The sequence below is a fragment of the Actinomadura rugatobispora genome (assembly GCF_042656285.1).
GTDB classification, from domain to species: Bacteria; Actinomycetota; Actinomycetes; order Streptosporangiales; family Streptosporangiaceae; genus Spirillospora; species Spirillospora rugatobispora.
Map to the genome: position 1 here is coordinate 42,940 of NZ_JBHSON010000072.1, position 22,923 is coordinate 65,862.

21 protein-coding genes are annotated in these 22,923 nt (G+C 70.1%); 11 read left to right on the forward strand and 10 right to left on the reverse strand.

Annotated features, from left to right (window positions below; genetic code table 11):
* The first annotated feature begins 51 nt into the window (after window positions 1-51).
* Window positions 52-948: an AraC family transcriptional regulator gene (locus ACFPZN_RS38810; protein WP_378287530.1), complete on the forward strand. Its 897-nt coding sequence runs from the start codon at window positions 52-54 to the stop codon at window positions 946-948.
* A 284-nt stretch (window positions 949-1,232) separates the two neighbouring features.
* Here the strand turns inward: ACFPZN_RS38810 and ACFPZN_RS38815 are convergent, their stop codons facing one another.
* From ACFPZN_RS38815 to ACFPZN_RS38825, 3 genes are all read right to left on the reverse strand, one after another.
* Window positions 1,233-2,444 (reverse strand): DUF6745 domain-containing protein, encoded by a 1,212-nt coding sequence (locus ACFPZN_RS38815; protein WP_378287531.1) that lies wholly within the window; start codon window positions 2,442-2,444, stop codon window positions 1,233-1,235.
* A gap of 2 nt (window positions 2,445-2,446) precedes the next feature.
* Window positions 2,447-3,001, reverse strand: coding sequence for a hypothetical protein (locus ACFPZN_RS38820; RefSeq protein WP_378287532.1), 555 nt, complete (start codon window positions 2,999-3,001; stop codon window positions 2,447-2,449).
* A 545-nt stretch (window positions 3,002-3,546) separates the two neighbouring features.
* On the reverse strand, window positions 3,547-5,100 hold the full coding sequence (locus tag ACFPZN_RS38825) for an MFS transporter (protein WP_378287533.1): 1,554 nt from the start codon (window positions 5,098-5,100) through the stop codon (window positions 3,547-3,549).
* A 951-nt stretch (window positions 5,101-6,051) separates the two neighbouring features.
* Here ACFPZN_RS38825 and ACFPZN_RS38830 point away from each other — a divergent pair.
* Together ACFPZN_RS38830 and ACFPZN_RS38835 are read left to right on the forward strand one after the other, a co-directional pair.
* Window positions 6,052-7,302, forward strand: a complete 1,251-nt coding sequence (locus tag ACFPZN_RS38830) for a cytochrome P450 (protein ID WP_378287535.1) — start codon at window positions 6,052-6,054, stop codon at window positions 7,300-7,302.
* Between the two features lie 219 nt (window positions 7,303-7,521).
* The gene (locus tag ACFPZN_RS38835; protein ID WP_378287536.1) at window positions 7,522-8,001 is read left to right on the forward strand and encodes a hypothetical protein; all 480 of its coding nucleotides are present in this window, start codon (window positions 7,522-7,524) and stop codon (window positions 7,999-8,001) included.
* A gap of 8 nt (window positions 8,002-8,009) precedes the next feature.
* Here ACFPZN_RS38835 and ACFPZN_RS38840 read toward each other — a convergent pair whose 3' ends face one another.
* The 5 genes from ACFPZN_RS38840 to ACFPZN_RS38860 all read right to left on the reverse strand — a co-directional run bounded on the left by ACFPZN_RS38840 (window position 8,010) and on the right by ACFPZN_RS38860 (window position 12,490).
* On the reverse strand, window positions 8,010-8,894 hold the full coding sequence (locus ACFPZN_RS38840) for a sugar phosphate isomerase/epimerase family protein (RefSeq protein ID WP_378287537.1): 885 nt from the start codon (window positions 8,892-8,894) through the stop codon (window positions 8,010-8,012).
* 82 nt (window positions 8,895-8,976) lie between these two features.
* Window positions 8,977-9,987, reverse strand: a complete 1,011-nt coding sequence (locus ACFPZN_RS38845; RefSeq protein WP_378287538.1) for an ABC transporter substrate-binding protein — start codon at window positions 9,985-9,987, stop codon at window positions 8,977-8,979.
* Between the two features lie 66 nt (window positions 9,988-10,053).
* Window positions 10,054-10,779 carry an SDR family oxidoreductase gene (locus ACFPZN_RS38850; RefSeq protein ID WP_378287539.1) on the reverse strand — a complete coding sequence of 242 codons (726 nt, stop codon included), beginning with the start codon at window positions 10,777-10,779 and terminating at the stop codon, window positions 10,054-10,056.
* A gap of 33 nt (window positions 10,780-10,812) precedes the next feature.
* The gene (locus ACFPZN_RS38855; RefSeq protein WP_378287540.1) at window positions 10,813-11,643 is read right to left on the reverse strand and encodes an ABC transporter permease; all 831 of its coding nucleotides are present in this window, start codon (window positions 11,641-11,643) and stop codon (window positions 10,813-10,815) included.
* Window positions 11,636-12,490, reverse strand: coding sequence for an ABC transporter ATP-binding protein (locus ACFPZN_RS38860; RefSeq protein WP_378287541.1), 855 nt, complete (start codon window positions 12,488-12,490; stop codon window positions 11,636-11,638). The genes ACFPZN_RS38855 and ACFPZN_RS38860 overlap by 8 nt, the downstream gene beginning before the upstream one ends.
* Window positions 12,491-12,855: 365 nt before the next feature.
* Between ACFPZN_RS38860 and ACFPZN_RS38865 the strand changes: the two genes are divergently transcribed.
* From ACFPZN_RS38865 to ACFPZN_RS38875, 3 genes are read left to right on the forward strand one after another with little or no spacing between them, the layout of a single operon-like run.
* On the forward strand, window positions 12,856-14,391 hold the full coding sequence (locus ACFPZN_RS38865) for an AMP-binding protein (RefSeq protein ID WP_378287542.1): 1,536 nt from the start codon (window positions 12,856-12,858) through the stop codon (window positions 14,389-14,391).
* Window positions 14,384-14,758, forward strand: a complete 375-nt coding sequence (locus ACFPZN_RS38870) for a 2Fe-2S iron-sulfur cluster-binding protein (protein WP_378287543.1) — start codon at window positions 14,384-14,386, stop codon at window positions 14,756-14,758. The genes ACFPZN_RS38865 and ACFPZN_RS38870 overlap by 8 nt, the downstream gene beginning before the upstream one ends.
* The gene (locus tag ACFPZN_RS38875; protein ID WP_378287544.1) at window positions 14,755-16,182 is read left to right on the forward strand and encodes an aromatic ring-hydroxylating oxygenase subunit alpha; all 1,428 of its coding nucleotides are present in this window, start codon (window positions 14,755-14,757) and stop codon (window positions 16,180-16,182) included. The genes ACFPZN_RS38870 and ACFPZN_RS38875 overlap by 4 nt, the downstream gene beginning before the upstream one ends.
* Here the strand turns inward: ACFPZN_RS38875 and ACFPZN_RS38880 are convergent.
* On the reverse strand, window positions 16,173-16,970 hold the full coding sequence (locus ACFPZN_RS38880; protein ID WP_378287545.1) for an SDR family NAD(P)-dependent oxidoreductase: 798 nt from the start codon (window positions 16,968-16,970) through the stop codon (window positions 16,173-16,175). The two genes, ACFPZN_RS38875 and ACFPZN_RS38880, sit on opposite strands and share 10 nt — an antisense overlap.
* 217 nt (window positions 16,971-17,187) lie before the next feature.
* Between ACFPZN_RS38880 and ACFPZN_RS38885 the strand changes: the two genes are divergently transcribed.
* Window positions 17,188-18,225: a zinc-dependent alcohol dehydrogenase gene (locus tag ACFPZN_RS38885; RefSeq protein ID WP_378287546.1), complete on the forward strand. Its 1,038-nt coding sequence runs from the start codon at window positions 17,188-17,190 to the stop codon at window positions 18,223-18,225.
* A gap of 231 nt (window positions 18,226-18,456) precedes the next feature.
* Window positions 18,457-19,083: a TetR/AcrR family transcriptional regulator gene (locus ACFPZN_RS38890; RefSeq protein ID WP_378287547.1), complete on the forward strand. Its 627-nt coding sequence runs from the start codon at window positions 18,457-18,459 to the stop codon at window positions 19,081-19,083.
* 114 nt (window positions 19,084-19,197) lie between these two features.
* Here the strand turns inward: ACFPZN_RS38890 and ACFPZN_RS38895 are convergent, their stop codons facing one another.
* The gene (locus tag ACFPZN_RS38895) at window positions 19,198-20,103 is read right to left on the reverse strand and encodes a TIGR03619 family F420-dependent LLM class oxidoreductase (RefSeq protein WP_378287548.1); all 906 of its coding nucleotides are present in this window, start codon (window positions 20,101-20,103) and stop codon (window positions 19,198-19,200) included.
* Window positions 20,104-20,239: 136 nt separating this feature from the next.
* On the opposite strand from ACFPZN_RS38895, the gene ACFPZN_RS38900 reads away from it, so the two are divergent.
* The 3 genes from ACFPZN_RS38900 to ACFPZN_RS38910 are packed head-to-tail and all read left to right on the forward strand — an operon-like array spanning window position 20,240 to window position 22,889.
* A complete protein-coding gene (locus ACFPZN_RS38900; RefSeq protein WP_378287549.1) occupies window positions 20,240-20,992 on the forward strand; it encodes a ThuA domain-containing protein in 753 nt (250 codons plus the stop codon).
* Window positions 20,989-21,801 (forward strand): ThuA domain-containing protein, encoded by an 813-nt coding sequence (locus ACFPZN_RS38905; RefSeq protein ID WP_378287550.1) that lies wholly within the window; start codon window positions 20,989-20,991, stop codon window positions 21,799-21,801. The genes ACFPZN_RS38900 and ACFPZN_RS38905 overlap by 4 nt, the downstream gene beginning before the upstream one ends.
* Before the next feature lie 11 nt (window positions 21,802-21,812).
* Window positions 21,813-22,889, forward strand: a complete 1,077-nt coding sequence (locus tag ACFPZN_RS38910) for an acyl-CoA dehydrogenase family protein (protein ID WP_378287551.1) — start codon at window positions 21,813-21,815, stop codon at window positions 22,887-22,889.
* The last annotated feature ends 34 nt before the right edge of the window (window positions 22,890-22,923 follow it).

Genomic DNA, 22,923 nt, shown 5'->3' on the forward strand with positions numbered 1-22,923 from the left:
ATGCACGTCTCGAATTAATCATCGAACGTCTTGCTCCCTAGACTCTCTTCCGTGGACGTGTTGAGCGATGTCATCGCGAGCATGCGCATCGGGCGCCCCGGTTTCGCGCGGGCCGAACTACGCTCGCCATGGGGCATGCGGTTTCCGCCGAGCCCCGGCACCGCGGGGTTCACCGTGCTGCTCCGCGGGTCCTGCTGGCTTCTGGTCGACGGCCGGGAGCCGATCGCGGTCGGACCGAGCGACGTGATCTTCGCCCCGCGCGGAGACGGCCACGGCCTGGCCGACAACCCGGCCACACCGCTGGTCGAGGCCGTCCACCCACCGCCGCCCCCGGCCGGAGGAGGCGACGTGGTGACCCTGTGCGGCGGCTACCGGCTCGACCCGAACCGCACCCACCCGCTGCTGCAGGACGTTCCCGCCGTCCTCCACCTGCCCGCGCGGCTCGGACGCCACGACGACCTGCGCTCCACACTCGGCGCGCTCGGCCGGGAACTCGAAGCGCCCCGCCCTGGAAGCGCGGCGCTCGTCCCGCTCCTGCTCGACATGCTCCTGCTGCACGTCCTGCGTGCCTGGTTCGAAGACCAGCCGCACGAGCCCGGCGGCGCGGGCTGGGCGGCGGCACTGGCCGATCGATCGATCAGCTCGGCGCTGCACGCCATCCACAGGGACCCCTCGCATGGATGGACCGTCCAGTCGCTCGCTGAGGAGGCGGGCCTGTCCCGGGCGGCGTTCGCCCGCCGTTTCAGCGCCGCGGTCCGCCAGCCGCCCCTGACCTACCTGACCTGGTGGCGGCTGACGACCGCGGCGAGCATGCTCCGCGAGACCGACGCCTCGCTCGAACAGGTCGCCTTCCAGGTGGGTTACTCCTCCCAGTACGCCCTCGCCAACGCGTTCAAACGTGAGTACGGCGTCCCGCCCGGACGCTTCCGTCAGACCGCGAGGGCATGACCCCACCGCCTGAACCCCTGTTCTCGTGCATAGCCGGGCGGCGGCGACTCGACCTGTCGCGGACGGTGCTCAACACGTTGTCGGGCGGGCTGTGCAGTGCTGCTCGGCATCGTTGCGGCCGGGACGCACGACGCCCGCGCTCGGGTGGTGCGAACGTGCGGGCAGGTAGTCCGGGTCGATCCGCGTGCACAGGTATGGCTTGCCCTTGGGGGTGAGCATCGCGGCGATCGCTTGCCAGAACGCGTCGTGGTCACCGCCTGGTCGCGGGGCGATGCCCGGGCTGCTCAGGTCCGCCGGACGCTCTCCCGGTACTGCCCGGGAGTAAGACCGATCTGCCAGGCGGCGGCCTGCACCGGGTCCCGGATCCAGCCGGGCACCAGCTCGCCGAACTCCCGCCGGGTGCCGTCCCGTTCCACCGTCCCGTTGGTCATCAGCAGCAGGTGCAGGTGGTCGTCGTACAGTTCCTCGACGCACCAGAGACTGAGGACCTGCCCAGGGTTGCCCGGGTCCGGTGCCTCCCGACCGACCCGCGGCCATCCCGCCTGGCCGACCACCTGACCCCAGCCGGCCCGCCCGGCCAGCATCTCCACGGCGCAGCGCCGCTGTTCGGAGTTGCGCAGCGACACCGCGCGGCGGATCGGGACGTCCTCTTCGACGATCTCGCGCGGCATGGTGACGCCGTGCCACGCCCACAGGCACCAGCCGTCGGGGTACCGCACCGCCGGGCCGCTCGGATGGTGGAGCCGGCCTTCGGCGTCATGGTGCAGTTCGATGGGACGTTCGGTGAGGATCACGCTGTTGCGCATCGGCCACCACTCCCCGACCTCGCGTCCCACCCGGAGCAGGCCACGGCTGTGGCGGTCCGGTTCCCAGACACCGCAGCGTGCCAGGAAATCGAGACGGGCCAGCTGCCCCAGCATCGGCGGGCGGACCGCGCCCAGCCGGGGCAGCGCCGCCACCTCGGGAAGCTGCTGCGCGTCCTGCCAGGTCGCGGCCACCTGGTCGACGGCCGCGCCGACAGCCTTGCCGAGCCCGGTCTCGACCGCGGCGGTCACCTCGCGGCCGAGCCGGCCCGGCAACCCGCCCCACCGCGGGTCCCGCTCCAGGTCGTCCAGGTCAGGCGGCAGCGGCTCCAGCATGATCAGGTCGGTCTCCGGAGGGTCCTGCGGCACCTGTTCGACGACGGCCTCGCCAGTCGGTTCCGGCAGCGTCTGCCACGCCCGCCTGGTGACCAGCGGAAGCCGGCCCGCGCGGATGTCGGCACCGATGCTGCCCGCCATCGGGGAGCCCAGCCAGATCACGTGCTCGGGTGGCTGCCGGCCGGCGCCGAGGTAGACGTCCTGGACGCCCGCCTCGGCCGCCGCCCGGTCCACCGGCCCCACGGCCAGCCCGTGCCCCGTCCACTCCTCGCGCACCGACGCCGACAACGCCTGCTGCTCTGCGGTCGGCGCCGTCGGTGGCCGACCGTGACCGTGTGCGGGACGCAGGTCCGTCATCGTCAGTCCGCAACAAAGCGGACGGTCGCGCTCATTGCCTGCTCCCGTGCCGCCCGCTCGCGCGCCGCCTGGTCACGGGCCGCCTGCGCCATTGCCTCCTGCTTACGAGCCTGCTTGCGGGCCTGGTCGCGCTTGCGACGAGCCCCAGGATCGAGGACACGCGGCGCCAGTTCGCGCTTGCGGCGCAGCACGTACCGGCCGGGGGCGATTCCGGTGTCGCCGTGCTCGGGGTGGTCCAGCCAGGCGGTCGCGCCCTCGCCGACCTCCAGCGACCCCAGGGTGAGGTCGTCCGCCGCGCCGCCGTCGCGGAAGTCGTACCGGACGTCACCGGAGGCCAGCAACAGGTGCGTGTGGCCGCCCGCCTCCCCACGGACCACCGCGACACCGGCCGCCGGGACCGGGGTCATCGGACGCTGGTGGTCGTCCACCGCCATCGCGGCGGGGATCACGGACACATCCCCCTGGTGCTGCAACCCGGCGATCGTCGGGATGTCGAGTTCGGCGGCCAGATGAGCCAGGTCGATGCCATCCGACCGCACGCTGCTGAGGAGTTTCACCACGGCCTCCCTCGAAGTGACTTGCCCAAAAGCTAGCGCCGTCGGCCCCACAGGGGAAACGTATTTTTCGGGACCGCATTCAAAGCCGCCAGCACACCCCCGCCCGACCTGGGTTCGCGAATGTCCATCAGTCTTATTGAAAGCTCCGCTATTCCACCCGCACGGCCCCAGCAGCGTGCCGCCCAGCGCCGCCATCACTGCGATGGGCATGTTGCTGTACAGGCTCCAGCGCCAGTCGGCGCACATTCCAAACGCCCCGGCCGTGTTCACGGGTCTGGGTGAAGGTGGCGGGTACGAGCAGGGCGGCGAACGTCCCTTGCAGCGCCCGCGCCGCGAACAGCATCCCGGGGTTTTGATCGTCGGCATCTGCCCTCCGGGCGTTCGCCGCCGAACCAGGTACACGACCGCGTTCCACCATGACCAGGCCCGATGTGCCTTTGACGTCATTCGGTCACTCGTTTGCCCGGTGGGATGCGCAGGTGGTGGAAAGGCGGCGGGGCGGGTGGCTCGCGTCCGTCCCGCCGCTCGGGACGTGATCGGCTGGGTCAGCCCTGTGGTTTCCTGCGTTCAGATGTTGCCGGTTCCTGTTGCGGGTCGGCGTTCGAGGTGGGCGGCAGGTGCCGTAGCAGTGCCACGGCCGCAACGGCGAGCGCGGTCAGCAGCACGGCACAGCAGAGCGCCGCGGTGTTCATCCCGGTGGTGAAGGCGTCGCGGGCCGTCTCCAGCAGCCGCGCCGCCGGCTCGGGCGGTAGCTGCTGGGCGAGGGCGGTCGTTTCGGTGAGGGTCTCACCCGGTGCGGCTTTGGGAAGACCGTCGCGGTAGACGGCGGTGCCGACACTGCCCAGGGCGGCCACCCCCATGGCCACGCCGAGTTCGGTCCCGGTCTCGCTCAGCGCCGAGGCCGCGCCCGCCTTGCTCGGCGGCGCCGAGCCGACCACCATGTCGGTGCCCAGCGCGGTGGCGGGGCTGCCGCCGGCGTAGGCGAGGGTGAAGCCGAGCACCGTCAGCAGCGTCCCGGATCGGGCGTCGACCTGGGTGAGCAGCACGAATCCGGCCGCCGACACCACCAGGGCGGCCCCCACCACGTAGCCGGGACGCACCCGCCGGGCGGCCAGGGGCGCCAGCGTGGAGGCGATCAGCAGCGCGCCGGCCGATGGCAGCAGCCAGAGCCCTGCCTCCAGCGGCGACATCTGCCGCACCAGTTGCAGGTACTGAGCGACGAACAGGTAGATTCCGCCGACGGTGGCCGCGCTGACCAGCAGCATCACCAGGGAGCTGCCGAGGGTGCGGTCGGTGAACAGCCGCAGATCCAGCAGCGGCTCGGCCAGTCGCCGCTGCCGGCGCACGAACAGCACGCACACGGCGGCGCCGACCGCGATGAAGGCCAGCGGGACGAGCGCCGGACCCCGCACTGACAGTTCTTTGACGCCGTAGATGACCGGCAGCGTCGTGGCCGGCGTCAGCACGACGCTGAGCAGGTCGATGCGCCCGGGTCGCGGGTGGCGGACCTCCGGCAGCAGCATCGGCGCGGTCACCAGCAGCAGCGCCAGCACCGGCACGCCGGCTACGAACACCGACCCCCACCACAGGTGCTCCAGCAGGACTCCCCCGAGCACCGGCCCGGCGGCGACGCCCACCGAGAACACCGCCGCCCACACACCGATGGCCAGCCCGCGCTGGCGCGGCACCCGGAACATGTCACTGATCAGCGCCAGGGTCGACGGCATCAGCGTCGCCCCAGCCATCCCCATCAGCCCGCGAGCGGCGATCAGCGCTTCCGCGCTGGCGGAGTAGGCGGCCAGGAGCGAGGCGGCCCCGAAGCCGGCCGCGCCGAGCATCAGGAGCCGGCGACGACCCAGCCGGTCGCCGAGCGCGCCCATCGTGACCAGGAACCCGGCGATCATGAAGCCGTAGATGTCGACGATCCACAGCAGTTGGACGCCGCTGGGCCGCAGGTCGGCGCTCAGTTGTGGCACCGCCAGGTGCAGCACCGTCAGATCCACCGCCAGCAGCAAGGTGGGCAGGGCCAGCACGGCCAAGCCCAGCCATGCACGCAGCCGGGCCGGGGATGCGTCATGCGGCAGCATGGACGCGGACATTCGATCTCCTTCACAAGAAGGGTGATCAGCCCGCACGACCCGACGCGAATCGCCGACGGTCCGCGCCGCCCGTTCGCCGAGAACACCGCCCGCTACAGCGCAGGCGGTACGGCGGTCACGGCACGGAAAGGGAACCTCACCTCGAGCACCTCGACCCACGACGGTAATCCCGTCGAAGTGCGGTGAGACGACGGTTCAGGGCACCAAGCGCAGCGGCCCCATGCAGGCAGAATCAACCAGGCAGGAAACAGGTCGGATCACCTGTGGACACCGAAAGCCGCTCCGGCGCGAAGGCTCGCGCACGTCACTGTGGACGCGCTTGACGATGAACGGGAACGACGGTCAGTTCAGGGCGGGCCACGCAGGCGAAGCGGAAGCCTGGACCATACCGCGAACCACGATCGTCAAGATCACCCTCCAGGAGCCGGACGGCAGCGCTCCCGCGATGCTGGCACGCCAATTCTCGACCATGCAAACTCACCCCGGCCGACCAGCGCTCGGAGGTCGGTGCTCATCGCCGTCGATCGAGGTCCAGCCACCCCCTGGTGCGGGCGGTCATCGGCGGCTCCCGGGTTGCCGCACTTCTTTGCGGCCCGGCACGTGAGGCTGGTGGCGAACTGCCGCGTCACCGAAGAAGTCAGCGGCGCACGCCCGCGACAGTCCCGGCACCGGCTGGTCCCCGCTGATGGGACTCCGGCCGCAAGGAACACAGGCCGTTCGATCTGCGACTTCTGCCAGTCGTAAAGCTGATCGACGGCCCAGGCCACGGAGCTGGAGCGCTTCAAGGACCTCGGCGACGGTTTGAACACCGAATCTCGCATCGGGGTACCGAATGATATTCGGAAAACCCTCGTGATTGAGTGATCTTCGGCGGATATGCGATCGATGGGTCGCCCCCTGGATCGGGTTCCAGGTTCCCGTTGCGGGCGGCCGGCGTTGAAGGAGCCGAGGATGAGCCTGACCGTGGAGGAAGCGGGCCGCGCGCTCGCCGATCCGAGCGCGTACGCCGATGACGCGCGGCTGCACGCGGCGCTGGCGCTGCTGCGCCGCGAGGCCCCGGTGCACTGGGTCGAGCCCGACGGCTACCACCCGTTCTGGGCGATCACCAGGCATGCTGACGTGCTGGAGATCGAGCGCAACCATCAGATCTTCCTGAACGCGCCGCGCCCGCAGTTGCTCCCCTCGGCCGTCGAGGACGAGATCGAACGGCAGGCCGAGCAGGGCCTCGGGCTGCGCACGCTGATCCACATGGACGACCCGGACCACCGGGTGATCCGGGCGGTCGGGGCGGACTGGTTCCGGCCCAGGGCGATGCGCGACCTTGAGCCGCGGATCAAGGAGCTGGCCCGCCGGTACGTGGACCGGATGGCCATCCTCGGCGACACCTGCGACTTCGTCCGGCAGGTGTCGGTGCACTACCCGCTGTATGTGATCCTGTCGCTGCTCGGCCTGCCCGAGTCCGACTTCGAGCGGCTGCTCAAGCTGACCCAGGAGCTGTTCGGCGGTGACGACAAGGACATGCGCCGGGGCGAGACCCCCGAGGAGAAGTTCGAGGTCCTGATGGAGTTCCTCGGGTACTTCCAGGAGCTCACCGCCGCCCGCCGCGCCAACCCGACCGACGACCTGGCCTCCGCGATCGCCAACGCCAAGGTGGACGGGAAGCCGCTGAACGACTTCGACGCCGCCTCCTACTACGTGATCATCGCGACCGCCGGGCACGACACCACCAGCGCGACCATCTCCGGCGGGTTGCACGCACTGATCGAGCACCCCGGCCAGCTCGCCCGGCTGCACGACGACCCCGCGCTGATGCCCCTGGCGGTGGAGGAGATGATCCGCTGGGTGACCCCGGTCAAGGAGTTCATGCGGACGGCGAACCAGGACTACAAGCTGGGCCAGGTGACGATCCGCGAGGGCGAGTCGGTGCTGCTGTCGTACCCGTCGGCGAACCGGGACGAGGAGGTCTTCGACGACCCGTTCCGCTTCGACGTGGGCCGCGATCCCAACCGACACCTGGCGTTCGGGTCCGGCACGCACTACTGCCTGGGCGCCGCGCTCGCCCGGATCGAGATCCGCGTCTTCTTCGAGGAACTGCTGCCCCGGCTGGAGTCGATCGAGCTGGCCGGTACGCCGGAGAACACCGCCACCACGTTCGTCGGCGGCCTGAAGCGGCTGCCCATCCGCTACTCCCTGCGAGGCTGAATCCGCCGGAAGTAGGGACGGGACTGTGCGGGACGTCGATCAGTCGGCAGATGCTCACGGGATGTGCGGCGTGCCGTTGGAGATCAGGTGTCAAGGAACTGTGCACGCTCCGTCAAGGACGGCATGCGCGTGCCGCAGCATACTGAAGCCAAACTGCCGGGAATTCGATTTCCGCCCATGCGGCGATCTGCGTCATACAAGCGGTTGAGAGGGCCTGTAATGTCTCGGACGTACCGGCGCATATTCGTGCGTATCGGTTTGGCCTTTGGCCTTGTGCTCGCCTCGATCACGTTCGTGGCCTCGCCCGCTTCGGCCCACACCCTGGGCGAAGCCGTCGTTTCGGAGCGGGGGTGCGGTTGGCCGAACGGCGACTACAGGGTGCTCACCAGGGTGGATCTCTGGGATGACCGGAACGACATGCCCTTGGGCGAGGTCTATGTGTTGTGGAACGGCACCTATCGGGAGAACTGTGTCGTCACCTTGAGGGTCGGCCGGGCGGACGGCGTCGCCAGTTATACAGAGGCCGTCTTGGAACGCCAGGGCATGAAGACCATCAAGGACGAGGGGAACTACGCCCACTATGCGGCGGCCAGCGGCTACGCCGCCGGCACGTGCATCAGGTGGACGGGGTCCATCGCGGCGATCTACGGCGGAGGAATCTACGGCACCACCACCACCGAGTGGAGGTACTGCGGCTGATGTCCGGCTCAGCGCGAATCCAGCGGGTGACGTTGCGAGCCGGTCGTCAGGCCTGCCGAGGCCATAGCTGCCAGGACGCTGCGATGGCTCCTCGCCGCCGCCTCCGCGACGGGCATCGCCCGGTGGACCGGCGTGATCACCTCGGCGCCGATCCGTCGAAGAGCGCCGATCGGGTCGAGCGTTCGCAGGAAACGGTCCAGGTCGAACTCCCCCTCGGCCGGCAGTGCGCGGTCCATGCTCTCGTTCCGGGTGCCCGGCGTGTCGAGGAGCGCTCCGTCATCGAGTTGCACGGAGAGGACGCGATCGCCGTCGATCGATGCCAGGAGCTCGAAGTCAGGGTCCGAGCGGAAGAAGTGCCATGCGTCGATCAGAAGGCCGCCGTTGGCACGGTCTGCCTGCTCGACGATGTCCCATCCGGTTCGGAGGTCCGGTACCGACGACCAGGGCATGAACTCGAGTTGGGCCTCGGCTCCGAATGCGGCGACCCTGTCGCCGACGTCCCGGAACGCGGCCGCCATGCCCGTCTGGTCCAGGGCGCTGTGGGGATTCGGCACCACGCTCACGAGCTCGGCTCCCACCTCCGCGGCCCCGCGCAGCGAATCCTCCAGGCCGATCGCCGCGAAGGGCGATACGGGCGGCACGAGCGTCGGGTGCCATCCCATCAGAGGATCGAAGATGATCCTGAGTCCGGCCGTGCGGATGCGGTCGCCCACTTGTGCGGGCGAGAGTCCGCGCTCCGACTCGGTGGCGAGATCCAACGCGCTCAGGGACACCCATTCGTACGGACCGTCGGCCGCGACTTCGACGCGCGTCTCCAGGTCTCCGAAGAAGTCAGCGGTGCCGGCCCAGAGGATCCAGCTCACCGGGTTCCGGTCGATGCGTTCAACGGTCATCCGGCCTCCTCGTACTCGCCTCGGCGTTCACCGGCGCCCGGAGGGGGTGGACGCGCACACCCCCTCCGGGCCGTCGACCGGGTCAGCTCGCCGGCGCTTTCCAGATCATGTTGTCGCAGGTCATCTTCGGTTCGGACTTGATCTGCCCCTGCTTCTCCGCCAGCTCGATGGCGCGCTGGAGGGCACCGCAGTCCAGCTTGGTGGACAGCAGGCGCATCGGACCGTCCTTGGAGACGACCTGCTTGGCGAGATCCAGGCTCGGGACCCCGAAGGACTTCTGGAGCCCGGCCGCCACGGTGTCCCGGTTCTGCTCCGCGGTGACGTAGTCGAGTGCGTCGCCGAATGCCGCGCAGAACTTCTGGGCCTTGTCGGGGTTCTTGTCGAGCCAGTCCTTGTTCGCCATCCAGCCCGAACTCATCGTGTTGTACATGTCCGAGGGGGCGTCCTTTTCGTTGGGGACGTCGACGAACAGCTTGACGCGGTCCTCGCCCTGCTGGGTGAGGAAGGGGTAGGTCACCACGGCGTCCACCCGGCCCTGGTCGAGCGCGGAGAGGGCGCCCTTGCCGTAGCCGATCGCGACGTAGCTGACGTCGGAGGCCTTGAGGCCGCCGGCTTCGAGCATCATGCCGCCGAGCAGCTCGGTGGTCGACTTCAGTGCTGAGACACCGATCGACTTCCCCTTCAACGCGGCGATCTTCTGCTTGTAGGGCAGACCGGCCATCCCGGCCAGCGGGCCGTCCGAGTCCACGATGAGGCCGTTCCAGATCACGGGGCCGACACCGCAGAAGTAGCGGAGGTCGGCTCCCTTCTGATTGGCCTGCGCCATCACCACCGGGCCCTGCTGGACGGTCTGGATGGAGCCGTTGGCGAGACCCGCCAAGGCCGGAGCCGCACCCTGCATGGGGACGTTCTCGGCCTCGAGGCCGCGCTTCTTCCAGACCCCCGCCTCGGACCCGAGGATGAACGGGGAGTCGGAGGCGGTCAGGCTGGTCGCGACGTTGATCGTGCCGGCCTTGGAGTCGCCTCCGGCTCCGCACGCGGCCAGGCTGAGCGCGCACGCGACGCTGACCAGCGCGCAGGTCATCTTGTTCATCCGGGTCTCCTCGTCGTTGCGCGGTCGAGTTCCAGCTCGACCAGGGCCGTTCACTGGCCCATGTCTTCACAGGGTGTTCTGGTAGCCGCCCGCCACCGGCAGCCCGGCCCCCGACAGGTAGTCGGCCTGGCGCGAGCACAGGAAGGCCACCAGCGCGCCGAAGTGGTCCGGCGAGCCGATCCGGCGGCCGGGCCCGTCGCGGTCGGCCGCGAAGGCCAGGTAGCGGGCGGTCGAGTGCGGACCCGGCTGGATCGAGTTGACGGTGATGCCGTCGTCACGAACCTCGTCGTTGAGGGATTTGAGGTACACCGAGAGGGCGGCCCGGGCGGCACTGCTGCTCGCCAGGCCCACCAGCGGTTCGCGGGCCCCGAGCGAGGTGATCGCGACGACCCTGCCCCAGCCGCGCGCCCGCATGGCGGGCACCGTGGCCGTGCACAGTTCGACCGCGCTCATGAAGTTGAGCCGCATGGCCTCGTCGACCGCGTCCTTGGTCAGGTCCACCGCGTGGGCACCGCGTGGTCCGGGCGCGTTGGCGACCAGTATGTCGATCCCGCCCATCGCGGACCCGGCGTCCTCGGCCAGCCCGGTTCCCGAGCCTTCCGAGGAGAGGTCCGCGACCGATCCGGTGCATCGGGGCCCGAGCCGTTTCAGTGCGGCGTCGAGGCGATCGGGGTCCGAGCCGCAGATGTGCACCCGGGCCCCCTCCGCGACCAGTCGCCGTGCGGTGGCGAAGCCGAGCCCGGTGGTCGCCGCGGGGACCAGCGCACGCCGGTCACGCAGGCCCAGGTCCATGGCCGCTCCGCACGGTGGAACGTTCCGGCCGGTTCACTCCCAGCGGAGCAGCCACTGCTCGCCCTTCTCCGCGATGAGGCCGAACACGGTGGCGATGACCGCCATCACGACCAGTACCGCCAGCATGCTGTTGATATCGAAGGAGTTGCTGAAGGACACGACCGACAGCCCGAGCCCCTGCTTGGCGGAGACCATCTCGCTGGCCACCACTCCGAGGAGGCTGTAGGTCACCGAGAGCCGGACCCCGGCCGCGATGGAGGGGACCGCCGACGGCAGGGCCACCTTCCACATCACCTCGTGGCGCTTGAGACCGAGGGTCTTCACCACCGCCAGCTGGTCGGGCTGGACTCCTTTGACCCCGGCCCGGGTGTTGAAGAGCATCATGAAGAAGACGATGGAGACCGCGAGGAAGACCTTCGACCAGATCGTCAGGCCGAACCAGAGCAGGAACAGCGGTGCGAACGCGATCCGGGGGAGGCTGTTCACCGGGATCAGGAAGGGCGAGATCACCTTGTCGAGGAAGGGGACCTCGGCGAGCACGAGACCCGCGAGGATTCCGGACGGCACCGCGATCAGGAGCGCCAGGAGCGTGGCCCAGAGGGTGTCGAGTGTGGGAGCGACCAGCTCGCCCGATGCGAGCATCCGGGTCAGCGAGTCCCACACGCCCGAAGGCTGCCCGACGAACTGCGCGTCGAGGCTTCCCGTGCCGACCAGGAGTTCCCAGCCGCCCAGCACGATGACGACCAGTGCGGCCCGGCCCAGCCAGACCTGGATCGTTCCGGTCTTCTTCGGCTTGCGCCGCTGCCGCCGGGACGGCTTCTCCTTCGGAGTCGCCTCGGCGGTCCTGGTGAGAAGGTCACTCATGGCCTTCCCCTTCCTGCAGGAGGTCGAAGAGATCCCGGTGCAGCCGCTGGAACTCCGGGCTGAAGATGATCTCCTTGAGGTTCCCTGAACGCGGCCGCGGCAGGTCGACCGGCTGGTCGGACGCGATCCGCCCGGGCCTGGGCAGCATGACCACCACGCGGTCCGCCAGGAGGATGGCCTCGTTCAGGTCGTGGGTCACGAACAGCACGGTCTTGGAGACGCGGTCGGATCCCTCCTGCTCCAGGAGGTCGAGGAACTCCGCCTGCAGGCGGAGCTTGGTCTGGGCGTCGAGCGCGCCGAAGGGCTCGTCCATCAGGAGGATGTCGGGGTCGGTGACCAGGGTGCGGGCGATCGCGGCGCGCTGGCGCATGCCGTGCGACAGCTGGCGCGGGTAGACCTTCTCGAAGTCGGCCAGGCCCACCAGCTCGAGCATCTTCCGCGAGCTCGCGAGCCGCTCGGCCCGTGACAGGCTCGTGCGCGCCTCGAGACCGAGCTCGACGTTCTTGTGGACGCGGCGCCAGGGCAGCAGGCCGTCCCGCGCGAACATGTAGCTGGTCTTGTTGCTCGGGCCGCGCACGGGCTGCTCGTCGATGACGACCTCGCCCTCGGTCGGCTCGACCAGGCCGGCGAACATGTTCAGCAGGCTGGTCTTCCCGCAACCGGATGCTCCGACGAGTGCCACGAACTGGCCCTTCGGCACCTCGATGTTCACCTCGCGCAGCGCCTCGACCGTTCGCCCACCACCGAGCCCCCCATAGGTGAGGCTGACATTGCGGGCCGCCAGCACGGACTCACGCGCCTCAGTGCGCGCCTTGGGCGCGACCTCACCGGTCACGGATGTCGTCATTCGGGTGCCCACCTCCAAACGTTGCGTGTGTTCCCGACGGGGATCCAGGGCGGTCGTCATGCACTTCTCAGCTCGCCCGGGGCTCATCTGGGACGATGCCGGGCGAGTATGTTGCATCAGTGTGAAGTTACAGTGTGACGTACGTCAATAGGTCGGGATGAACAGCCTCAACTCCCGGCACGGAGAGGCCGTCCGGGAGCGGCCGAGAGGAACCCGAAACCCGCCTGGAGCGAGGCGGCAACCTCGATCGATGCCATCAGGATCATCGCGGGCGGGCCCTGGGCGGAGGGCTCTTGATACTAGACAATGACACTAGTAACCTCTCGGCCGGTAAGTGTAGTCCTCCTGTGGTAAGGAACGCCCTGGTGACACGAATCGAGATCGCTGGCATCACGGCTGAGGACACCGACCTCGCGCTGACCGACGGTGTCTCCGGCCTGACGTGGGGCCGGCTCCTGGACCAGGCCGTGCGCGCCGGCAACGCCCTCCGCGACGCCGCGGCCGGTGGCCGGGCGGCGGTCATCGGCGCCAACGAGGTCCGCACCCTGGTGGCGCATCTCGCGGCGGCCCTGGCAGGTGTCTCCTCGGTGGCGGTGAACGCGCGCCTGCGTCCGCAGGAGGTGGAGTACATCCTCCGGGACTCGGGATCGACGGTGTGCGTGGTCCCCGCGAGCCGGTATGCCGACCTCTTTCCCGTGGCCGAGCGCGCCGGCTGCCGGACGGTCGTCTCCGACGTCTCCGGCGCCACGGCCTGGCAGGAGCTCGTCGAGTCCGGCGCGCCCGACTGGGACCCGCACGCACCGGTCGAGCCGCTCGTCCTCTACACCTCCGGAACCAGCGGCTTCCCTAAGGGCACCCACTCGCGCTGGGCCGCACGGCCGGAGCCGGACGTCGGCCGGCACCTCGATTCCGTGCGCGCCGGCATGGCCGCGGTCCCCGACGGCCCCCATCTGGTGGCCGGGCCGCTGCACCACAACGGACCGTTGATGGGACTGCGCAGCCTGCTCATGGGACGGCCAGTCGTGATCCTGCCGAAGTTCACGGCCGAGGCCGCCCTGGCCGCCATCGAGCGGCACCGGATCGCCTCGACGGTGATGGTGCCGACCCACCTGAGCCGGATGCTCGCCCTGCCCGAGGACCTCCGCCGCCGGTACGACGTCGGCAGCGTGGCGCACCTCGTGCTCACCGGCGCCCCGTGCCCGCAGGAGGTGAAGCGCGCCTTCATCGACTGGTTCGGACCGGTGGTCAGCGAGGCCTACGGCGGTTCGGAGTCCGGGACCGTGTGCATGATCGGCTCCGAGGAGTGGCTGCGCAAGCCGGGCTCGGTGGGTCGTCCGCTGCCCCGCTTCGACGTGGTCGTGGTCGGCGACGACGACCGGCCGCTGCCCGCGCACCGTACGGGCCGTCTCTATTTCCGCGACCGGACGGGGCACGGGATCGAATACCTCGGCGACCCGGAGAAGACCGCGGCGGCCCATCTCGAGCCGGGGCTCTTCTGCCTCGGCGACGTCGGGCACGTCGACGGCGACGGCTATGTCTTCGTCACCGACCGTGCGGTCGACATGGTCCTCTCGGGCGGGGTCAACGTCTATCCCGCCGAAGCCGAGCGCGTCCTCCGTGACCACCCGCAGGTCGAGGACGCCGCGGTCATCGGCGTCCCCGACGAGGACATGGGCGAGAGCCTACTGGCCCTGGTCGTCCCGGTCGCCGGGCGGGCACTGGACGAGCGGGCCCTCGACGCGTACTGCCGCGGGTTCCTCGCCTCGTACAAGTGCCCGCGTTCGTACGCGTTCGTCGACAGCGTCGGACGGGACCCGATGGGCAAGGTGCAGAAGAAGCGGCTGCGCCAGGCGTATCTCGCGTCGAGTGCGGGGGCACCGGGTGCCGTTCCTCATGCCTGAGGCACCGGTGCCCGCGCAGGCGGCGAAGGCCGGCGCCGCCCGCTGGACGATCCACGTGCTGCCGTCCGGGGTCGAGTTCCGTGCGCGCGACGGCCAGACGGTGCTGGAGGCCGCCGAGGAGCAGGGCGTCATCTGGCCGACGACCTGCCGTGCCAACGCGGAGTGCACCCGCTGCTTCTTCGAGATCGTCGAGGGCCGGGAGAACCTCTCCGCCATGGAACGCCGTGAGGAGGAGGCCCTGGACGCGATCAGGTGGCGCGGGATCCCGCGCCCCCTGGAACGGCTTGGTTGTTGCGCAGAGGTACATGGCGACGTGGTGGTGCGTCGCCGCAGTGTTCGTAAACGCGAGGAGAAAGCGACCCGATGAGCATCACGGAAGACCTCGGCCGGATCCATGCCAACGTGGAGAAGCACAAGCTGTCGTACCCGGAGGAGGCCGGATTCGGGGAGCTGCACCGCCCCGAGCCCGCCTACTCCCACATCGACCCGAAGCGGTACACCTCGCCGGAGTTCCTCCAGCGTGAGTTCGACTCGTTGTGGTCCGGCACCTGGCAGATGGCGTGCCGGGCCGAGCAGGTCGCCGAGCCGGGCGACTTCCACGAGTACAGCATCGGCCGGCAGAGCTACCTGGTGGTGCACGGGCAAGACGGCAGGCTGCGCGCCTTCCACAACGTCTGCCCGCACCGCGGCAACCTGCTCAAGCCGTCCTGCGGTTCGGCGAAGGAGCTGCGCTGCGGCTACCACGCGTGGGCCTGGACCCTTGACGGCAGGCTCAAGGACATCCCCGACCGCCAGCTCTTCCCGGAGATCAAGGACGACGACTACGCCCTGCACGAGGTCGCCTGTGACCAGTGGGGCGGCTTCGTCTTCATCCACCCCGTCCCGGCCGAGGCGGGCAGCCTGCGCGAGTTCCTCGAACCCCTCGCCACCGAGGTGGACAAGTACCACCTCGACCGGTTCCGGGCCTCGATGCACGCCGAGATCGTCCTCGACTGCAACTGGAAGGTGGCCCTCGAGGCGTTCCTCGAGGCCTACCACGTCGGGGCGACCCACCCGCAGCTCATGACGTTCCTCGACGACGTCAACACCGCCTTCAGCGAGTACGGCAGGCACGCGATGATGATCGTCCCCTACGGCGTCCCGAGCATGCGGCTCGAGCACGTCGACCCGGCCGAGATCTACGAGTCCTACTACTCCCGGTCGGCCTCGGGCTTCCGGCACAGCAAGCAGGGCAAGGGCGAGGACGCCGCGGGGATGCCCCGGCAGCAGACCGTCGACCTGCCTCCGCAGCTGTTCGACGAGGACGGCGAGTGGCGGCTCGACGAGTCGGTCAGGGAGTACCTGATCAAGCAGAACCGCGCCAGGGCGGCCGAGCTCGGGCACGACTACTCCGAACTCAGCGACGCGCAGATGGTGGACGACTACGACTACCACATCTTCCCGAACCTCAAGTTCAACGCCCACGCCGGCGGTGCGCTGACGTTCCGCTCGCGTCCGCACCCGACGGACCCGAACCTGTGCGTCTTCGACGTCTACACGCTGGTGTGGGACAACGAGCACGAGGAGCGCGCCGAGGTCGCGCCGACCATCGCGGTGAACGTCAAGGAGGTCAGCATGGGCCAGGTCCTGGACCAGGACTTCTCCAACCTCCCCCACGTCCAGCGGGGACTGCACAACTCGGCGCTCGAGCACCTGACGGTCGGGGGTTCGGAGATGCGCGTCATCCACTTCCAGAAGAACCTGATCGAGCATCTCGAAGCGGCCGAAAGCGCCCGGGCCGGTCAGGACTGAGCGGGCGCCGGCCACGGGGCGGCGCGCACCACGTCATCGATCGTGACCTTCTTCGTCAGGCCGCCGTCGGCCACGACGTTGACCCCGGTGACGAAGCCGGCGGCGGGACTGGCCAGGAAGGCGACCACGTTGGCGATCTCCTCGGCGGCGCCCATCGAGCCGCGCGGGATCTGGCCCAGGATCGACTCGTAGAACGCGGGGTTCTGTTCCTTGATCGTCGCCCAGCTTCCGCCCTCGAAGTACACCGGGCCGGGCGAGACCACGTTGGCCCGGATGCCTTTCGGGGCCAGGGTCTGGGCCAGGCCGGAGGTGTGGTGGATCGTGGCGGCCTTCAGCGCGCCGTACGGGCCCGCGGGGTTCCCGCCGAACGTCTCCACCGCGGCCGTGGTGCCGATGGCCACGATCGAGGCCGCGTCCGACTCCTCGAGCCTGGGCAGGGCGGCTTGGACCAGATGCACGTAACCGAGCACGTCGACCTCGAAGTTCCGGCGCCACGCGTCGACACCGGCGCCACCGAGACCGCTGACGTTGCTCACGACGATGTCGATGCCGCCGAGCGCCTCGGCGGCCGCCCCGACCCAGGCGTCGATCGACGCGGAGTCGGCCATGTCCACCTGCTGCGTGTGCACGTCACCGAGCGACTTCGCCGCCAGGGCGAGCGCGTCCGGATCACGACCGCAGATGGAGACCGCGGCGCCTTCGGCGACGAGCGCCCGCGCGATCGCGAGCCCGATCCCCCGGCTCCCACCCGTGATGAGGGCACAACGACCGTTCAGCCCCAGATCCACCGATTTCCTCCTGCTCGTTGCCGATCAATTGTCCCAGTTACTTTAGTGTAGTATCAGTAAGAAGGGAAGGTGAGGTGGGCCCAGTCCACCGCAGTACAGCACCGCCTTTCGCCCTAGGCAGTTGACCTGTGCGGCCCAATAACTTGATGCTCACCTAGATTTCTCCGTGCCCCGCGTTCATGCCGGGGTCACCCGGAGCCGACAACGAGGAGTCGCGGTGCGAGCAGCCTTCATCAGTGCGGCAGGAGCCATCCGGATCGAGGAGGTCGCGGATCCCGCGCCCGACCGCGGTGGCGTCGTCGTCGACATCGTGTCGTGCAGCATCTGCGCCACGGACGCGCACTACTTCGCGGCCGGCGGACATGACGTCCCACCGTCGATCTTCGGACACGAGTGGGTCGGCCGGGTCTCCGAGGTCGGTGCCGACGTCACCGATCTCGACGCCGGGCGGCTCGTCGCGGTGACCGTCGGCACGTCGTGCGGCACGTGCGCGCCCTGCCGGCGCAACCTCGGCGACCTGTGCGCGAGCACGCTCCAGCAGGCGCGCGGCCGGGACTCGGCCGCCTCTCCCTGGGGCGGCTTCTCCGATCGCATCGCCGTCACCGCGAGCCGGGTGCTGCCACTGCCGGAGTCGATGCCCGCGGAGTCGCGCGAGCTCGTCGAACCCGCCGCGGTCGCCCACCGCGGCGTGCGGCGGGCGGGGATCCGGCTGGACGATCTGGTCGTCGTCCAGGGCGGCGGTGCGATCGGGCAGTTCGCCGCCCAGTGGGCGAGACTCGCCGGCGCGGGCCGGGTGGTCGTCGTGGAACCCTCCGCGCCCAGGCGCGAACTGGCGGTCGCCTTGGGAGCGGACGAGGCGGTGCGTCCCGACGAGGCCGCCGACCGCGTCAGCGAACTCTCCGAAGGACTGGGTGCGGATGTGAGCATCGAGTGCACCGGGATCGCTTCGCTGGTCTACACCGGGTCCGAATTCCTGCGGCGGGGCGGCCGGCTCGCACTGCTGGGCTTCCCGCTGGAGCCGTCGACCATCCCCGTGCGCGAATGGCTGATCCGTGAGCTCGAGGTGGTCGCGTCGATGGGCTACAGCAGGTCCGACACCGCCACCACGGTCAGGTTCGCGGCCGACGGACGGCTGCGCGCCGCCGGGATGGTCACCATGCGGATCGGCTTCGACGGTCTTGAGTCGACCCTGGCCGGGATGCACGCCAGGACGATCGACGAACCGCGGGTGGTCTTCGACCCCGGAGCGCACTGAGCCGTCCGGTCGTCCTCCAGATCGGCGAAGGGCCGGAGGCCCTGGCACAGGGCGGGTTCCATGGTGACCTGACGCACCGTGAACCGTCGGGAACAGCACGTCGGGCGCCGCGGCTAGGATCTGTACCGACACTGGCCCTGAATCACGGCTCTTCGGGCACGGGCTTCTGGACGAAGCCGAACCCCCCACCGGACCGGGCGTGCGCACGGAGCCGACAGAACGGACTCGAGGATGACCAAACCTGAGGAAGGGGTACCCCGCGGCGCCCACCGGCCGTCCCGGCGGGCGCAGGTCGTGGAGGCGGCGATCCGCGTGTTCGCGGACCAGGGACTGAAGGCCTCGGTCGCCGCGGTCGCCGCGGAGTCGGGCATGAGCCCCGCGTCGATCTACTACCACTTCCCGACGAAGGACGAGCTCCTCACCGCCGCGCTCGAGGAGATCAGCTCGCGCATCTCGAAGACCACCCTGGCCGCCGGAGGCGAAGAGGCCCTGGACATCCGCGGGGCGGCGCAGGCGGTGTGGGAGTACCACCGCGAGCACGCCGCGGAGACGCGACTGCTCTACGCCTGGGCGGCCACCGGTCCCGAGCCGGCCCGGGCGGTCCGGGACCAGTTCGTGGCCCGGCACGTCGAGCAGTCCCGCCGGCGGATGAGCGATCAGGGGCGCCAGTCGCGACTGGACCTCGCGGTGGCGGACCTGGCGGCCCGCGCCTACGTACGGATGGCCATGGACCTGTCCCAGGCCTGGGCCGCGGGCGGCAGGATCGCCGGCTATCGGCGCAAGGACCTGATCGTGGAGGCGCTCATCGAGGTCGGCGAGCGCCTGGCCGGATCCTCGCCGGACACCCGGACGATGTGACGCAGGACGGCTGACTGCCGATGGCAGGAGCTCCGGGATGCGGAGCCCTGCCATCGGCGTCTTCGGTTAGCGCGTTACTTTAGTCATTTCATATATGGCGCACCGGGCGAAGGGTCACATTCCCAAGGCGTCCGCCACCCGGTCGGGCAGCCCGGTCCATGCCTCCGGCGAATCGATCCCGGTCCAGAAGTTGGGGTCGAGGATGACCTCGGCGACGCCCGCGTCCCGGGCCCTGGCGACCTGCTCCGGGATTCCGTCCACGCCCAGCAGGGGCCGCGCCTCGGTGGCTCCGCCCGGGGGCTCCATGAAGATCCGCCAGTAGAGCTCGACCGGGGCCCGGCCCTCCGCGCGCTGCGCGTTGATCTCTTCGTGCTGCCGCACGATCACGTCGAGGGGGAAGGTCGGGTTCCAGATGTCGAACAGCTTCGCCGTTCGGCGCCGGCCGGCTTCGGAGAACATCCCCGAGAGAAGCTTCGGGCGGGGGCGCTGGACCGGCTTCGGCGAGACGATCGAGGGCGGGATGTCGAAGAACTCGCCGTGGAACTCCACGGGGTCCTCGCCCCAGCAGGCGAGGACCGCCTCGATCAGCTCGTCCGCGCGACGGCCCCGGGTCCGGAAGTCGACGCCCATCTGGTCGTGCTCCTCGCGCGACCAGCCGATGCCGAAACCGGCGACCAGGCGTCCCCCGGAGATCACGTCGATGGTGGCCAGCCGCTTGGCGATATCGACCGGGCGGTGGTAGCCGGCGACGAGGATGCTGGTCCCGATCGCGATCCGCTCGGTCCACGCGGCGAGCGCGGACAGGGACTCCGTCGCGGAGAGCATCGTCCGGTACTGCTCGGGCACCGCCCGTCCGGGCTGGCCCGCGTAGGGCGCCGTGGGCTCCAGCGCGAAGAAGAGGTGGTCCTGCACCCAGAGGCTGGTGAAGCCCCTGGCCTCGGCGCGTTCGGCGAACGTCCGCAGCACCTCGCGGCCCAGATGAGGACCCAGCTGCGGAACCGAGAAACCGACACCCGTCATTTCGCGCCCTCCTCGACTCGTGCTCAGAAACTAGCGCCATCATGTTTCTTTAGTCAATCTCTTGTTACTGGTACGCTGCGGGAGATCGGTCTGGCAGGCTCCGCGGCGGCGCCGAGCAGAGAGAGCGGGAAAGCGCATGGACCATCGAGCACGACGCGGCCTGCTGGTCTGCGGTGGGCGGTTCCACGACTTCGACTTCGTCCGGCTCCGCCTGCTCCAGCTGCTGGCCGAGGACGAATCCGTTCGGATGCAGGTCGTCCCGGACTGGTCCGGGATCGAGGCACGGCTGCCCGCCTCCGACTTCCTGATCAGTTACACCTGCGACGTCCGGCCGACCGAGGAGCAGGCACGGGCGCTCTCGCGGTGGGTGCGGGACGGCCATCGATGGCTGGCCCTCCACGCCACCAACAGCGCCCTCGAGCTCGGCGGGCGGCGGGTCACCGCGCTACCGCTCCCGGAGGCGTTCGTGGACGCCCTCGGGAGCCGGTTCCTGTCGCACCCGCCGATCGCCCCGTTCACCGTGACCGCGGCCGAGCCGGATCACCCGCTGGTGGCCGGCGTCGGCGAGCTGGTGGTGAGCGACGAGCTCTACCTGAGCGAGCTGCGTCCGGGAATCCGGCCGCTCCTGACGACCCGCTGGAGCGGCGTGACCCCGCGCTTCGCGGACTCCGACTGGACCGGCGACGAACCGCGTCCCGTCGCCTATCTCAATGATCACGGCGCGGGGTGCGTCTACTACCTGACCCTGGGCCATGCCCGGGGGCACTACGACATGCAGCCCGAGACGGACTACTGGCCGGAGGTGGACCGCGGCCCCTGGGAGGAGCCGGGCTTCCAGCTGCTCGTCCGGCGCGGCCTCGGCTGGGTCTCGGAGAGGAGCACGGCATGAGCACGAAGGTCCTCGCCCTCACAGGCGGCCACTCCTACGACGTGGAGGCGTTCCGCGGATACCTCGGCGAGCTCCACGGGTGCGAGGTGACCTGGGCGGAGCAGCCGGACGGGAACGCGCTGATCCGTTCCGGCGAGGCCGCGTCCTACGATGCGCTGCTCTGCTACGACATGCCCGGCATCACCGTGAAACTGCGGAACCCGATCCGCACCGAGGCACCGGACGCGGCCCTCAAGCAGGGCTGGCGGCGGCTCCTGGACGCGGGAACCGGTGTCGTCTTCCTCCATCACGCCCTGGCGAGCTGGCCCGAGTGGCCGGAGTTCGCCGAGATCATGGGCGGGATCTTCCTGTACCGGGCGGGCACGGTGCGCGGTGAGCGCCATCCCGACTCCGGTTACATCGAGCACGTGCCCGAGGAGTTCCGGGTCGTCCGGGACCACCCGGTCACCCGGGGTCTGCCGGAGAGGTTCCGGCTCGCCGGCGACGAGCCCTATCTCTGCCCGGTCTTCGAGGACTCGGTCGAGGTCCTGGTCCGCCGGGTGGGGTACGAGGAGGCGGGCGCCTACCTGTCCAGCGAGCACACGGTGCTCACAGGCGAGGAGAGACCCTGCGCCGGCGCCTCGTCCCTGGTGAGTGACGCCGCCGCGTGGGTCCGGCGGGAGCGGAACAGCCGGATCGTCTACCTCCAGCCGGGGGACAACGGCTCGTCGTTCAAGTCCCCGCACTTCGTGCACCTGACCCGCAACGCCCTGGCCTGGGTCTCCGCGGTGCGATCGTGCGGTTCGTCCGCCGCTGCCGGCGAAGAGTAGAGGGGAAGTCCATGTTTCACCTGACTTCGGAGCACCTTGAGTTCCGTGATCTGACCAGGAAGTACTTCGGCGCGAAGGTCGATCCCTCGGCCGAGTCGGCCGGTGCCGGTGAGATCCGCGGCTGGTGGCGCCGCGCCGACGAGGAGCTCGGGCTGGGCGCTTCCTTCCTGGCCGAGGAGCTGGGTGGCCTGGGGCTGGACTTCGGCTTCGCCGCCGTCCTGCTCGAGGAGGCGGGCCGCGTCCTGCTCGATGCCCCCCTCCTGCCCGTCGTGGTGGCCTCACAGGCCCTGCGGGGGGTGGACGCGGAGGTCGCCGCGCGGCTGATCACCCCGGGAAGGTCCCTCGGGGCGGCCCTCGGCGGCATCGACTGGACGGCTCCGCCGCCCCTGCGGATCAGCGGCTCGGGCGCCTCGTCCACCGTCACCGGCGAGCTCGGGCTGGTCCTCTACGGCCAGAGCCTGGACGTCGTGCTCTTCCCCGCCGTCGACGCCGCAGGCGAGGTGGGGGTGTACGCCGTTGAGACGACCGCGGACGAATATGCCGCCTCGCCCATCACCGGCGTGGACCTGCGCCGGGAGGCCGCGCGGGTACGCCTCGACGCCGCCCCCGTGGTGAAGGTGTCCGCCCCCGGCGACGGTGCCGCGCAGGCCGGGCGCATCGGCGACATCGCCGCGATCGCGCTGGCCCTCGAACAGGTCGGCGCGGGTCAGGCCGCCCTGGAGATGGCCGTCGACTACGCGCGCACCCGCGTCCAGTTCGGGCGGGCGATCGGCTCGTTCCAGGCCGTCAAGCACCGGTGCGCGGAGATGCTCGTGGACGTCGAGCGCGCCCGGTCCGCCGCGTACCACGGGGTGACCCGCGTCCTGGCCGGCGAGGACCTGGCGGAGCCCGCCGCGCTCGCCCAGGCCACCGCGTCGGAGGCCCTGGACCGGATCGCCTACGAGAACGTGCAGGTGCACGGCGGCATCGGGTTCACCTGGGAGCACCGGGCGCACCTGTACGCCCGGCGGGCCACCTCGACGCGGGCACTGCTGGGCGGCCCCGACCTCCACCGTGACCGCCTGGTCGCGGCGCTCCAGCGCGCCTGACCTCCCGATCGAGTAGTCGGCCCCCGGCACCCAG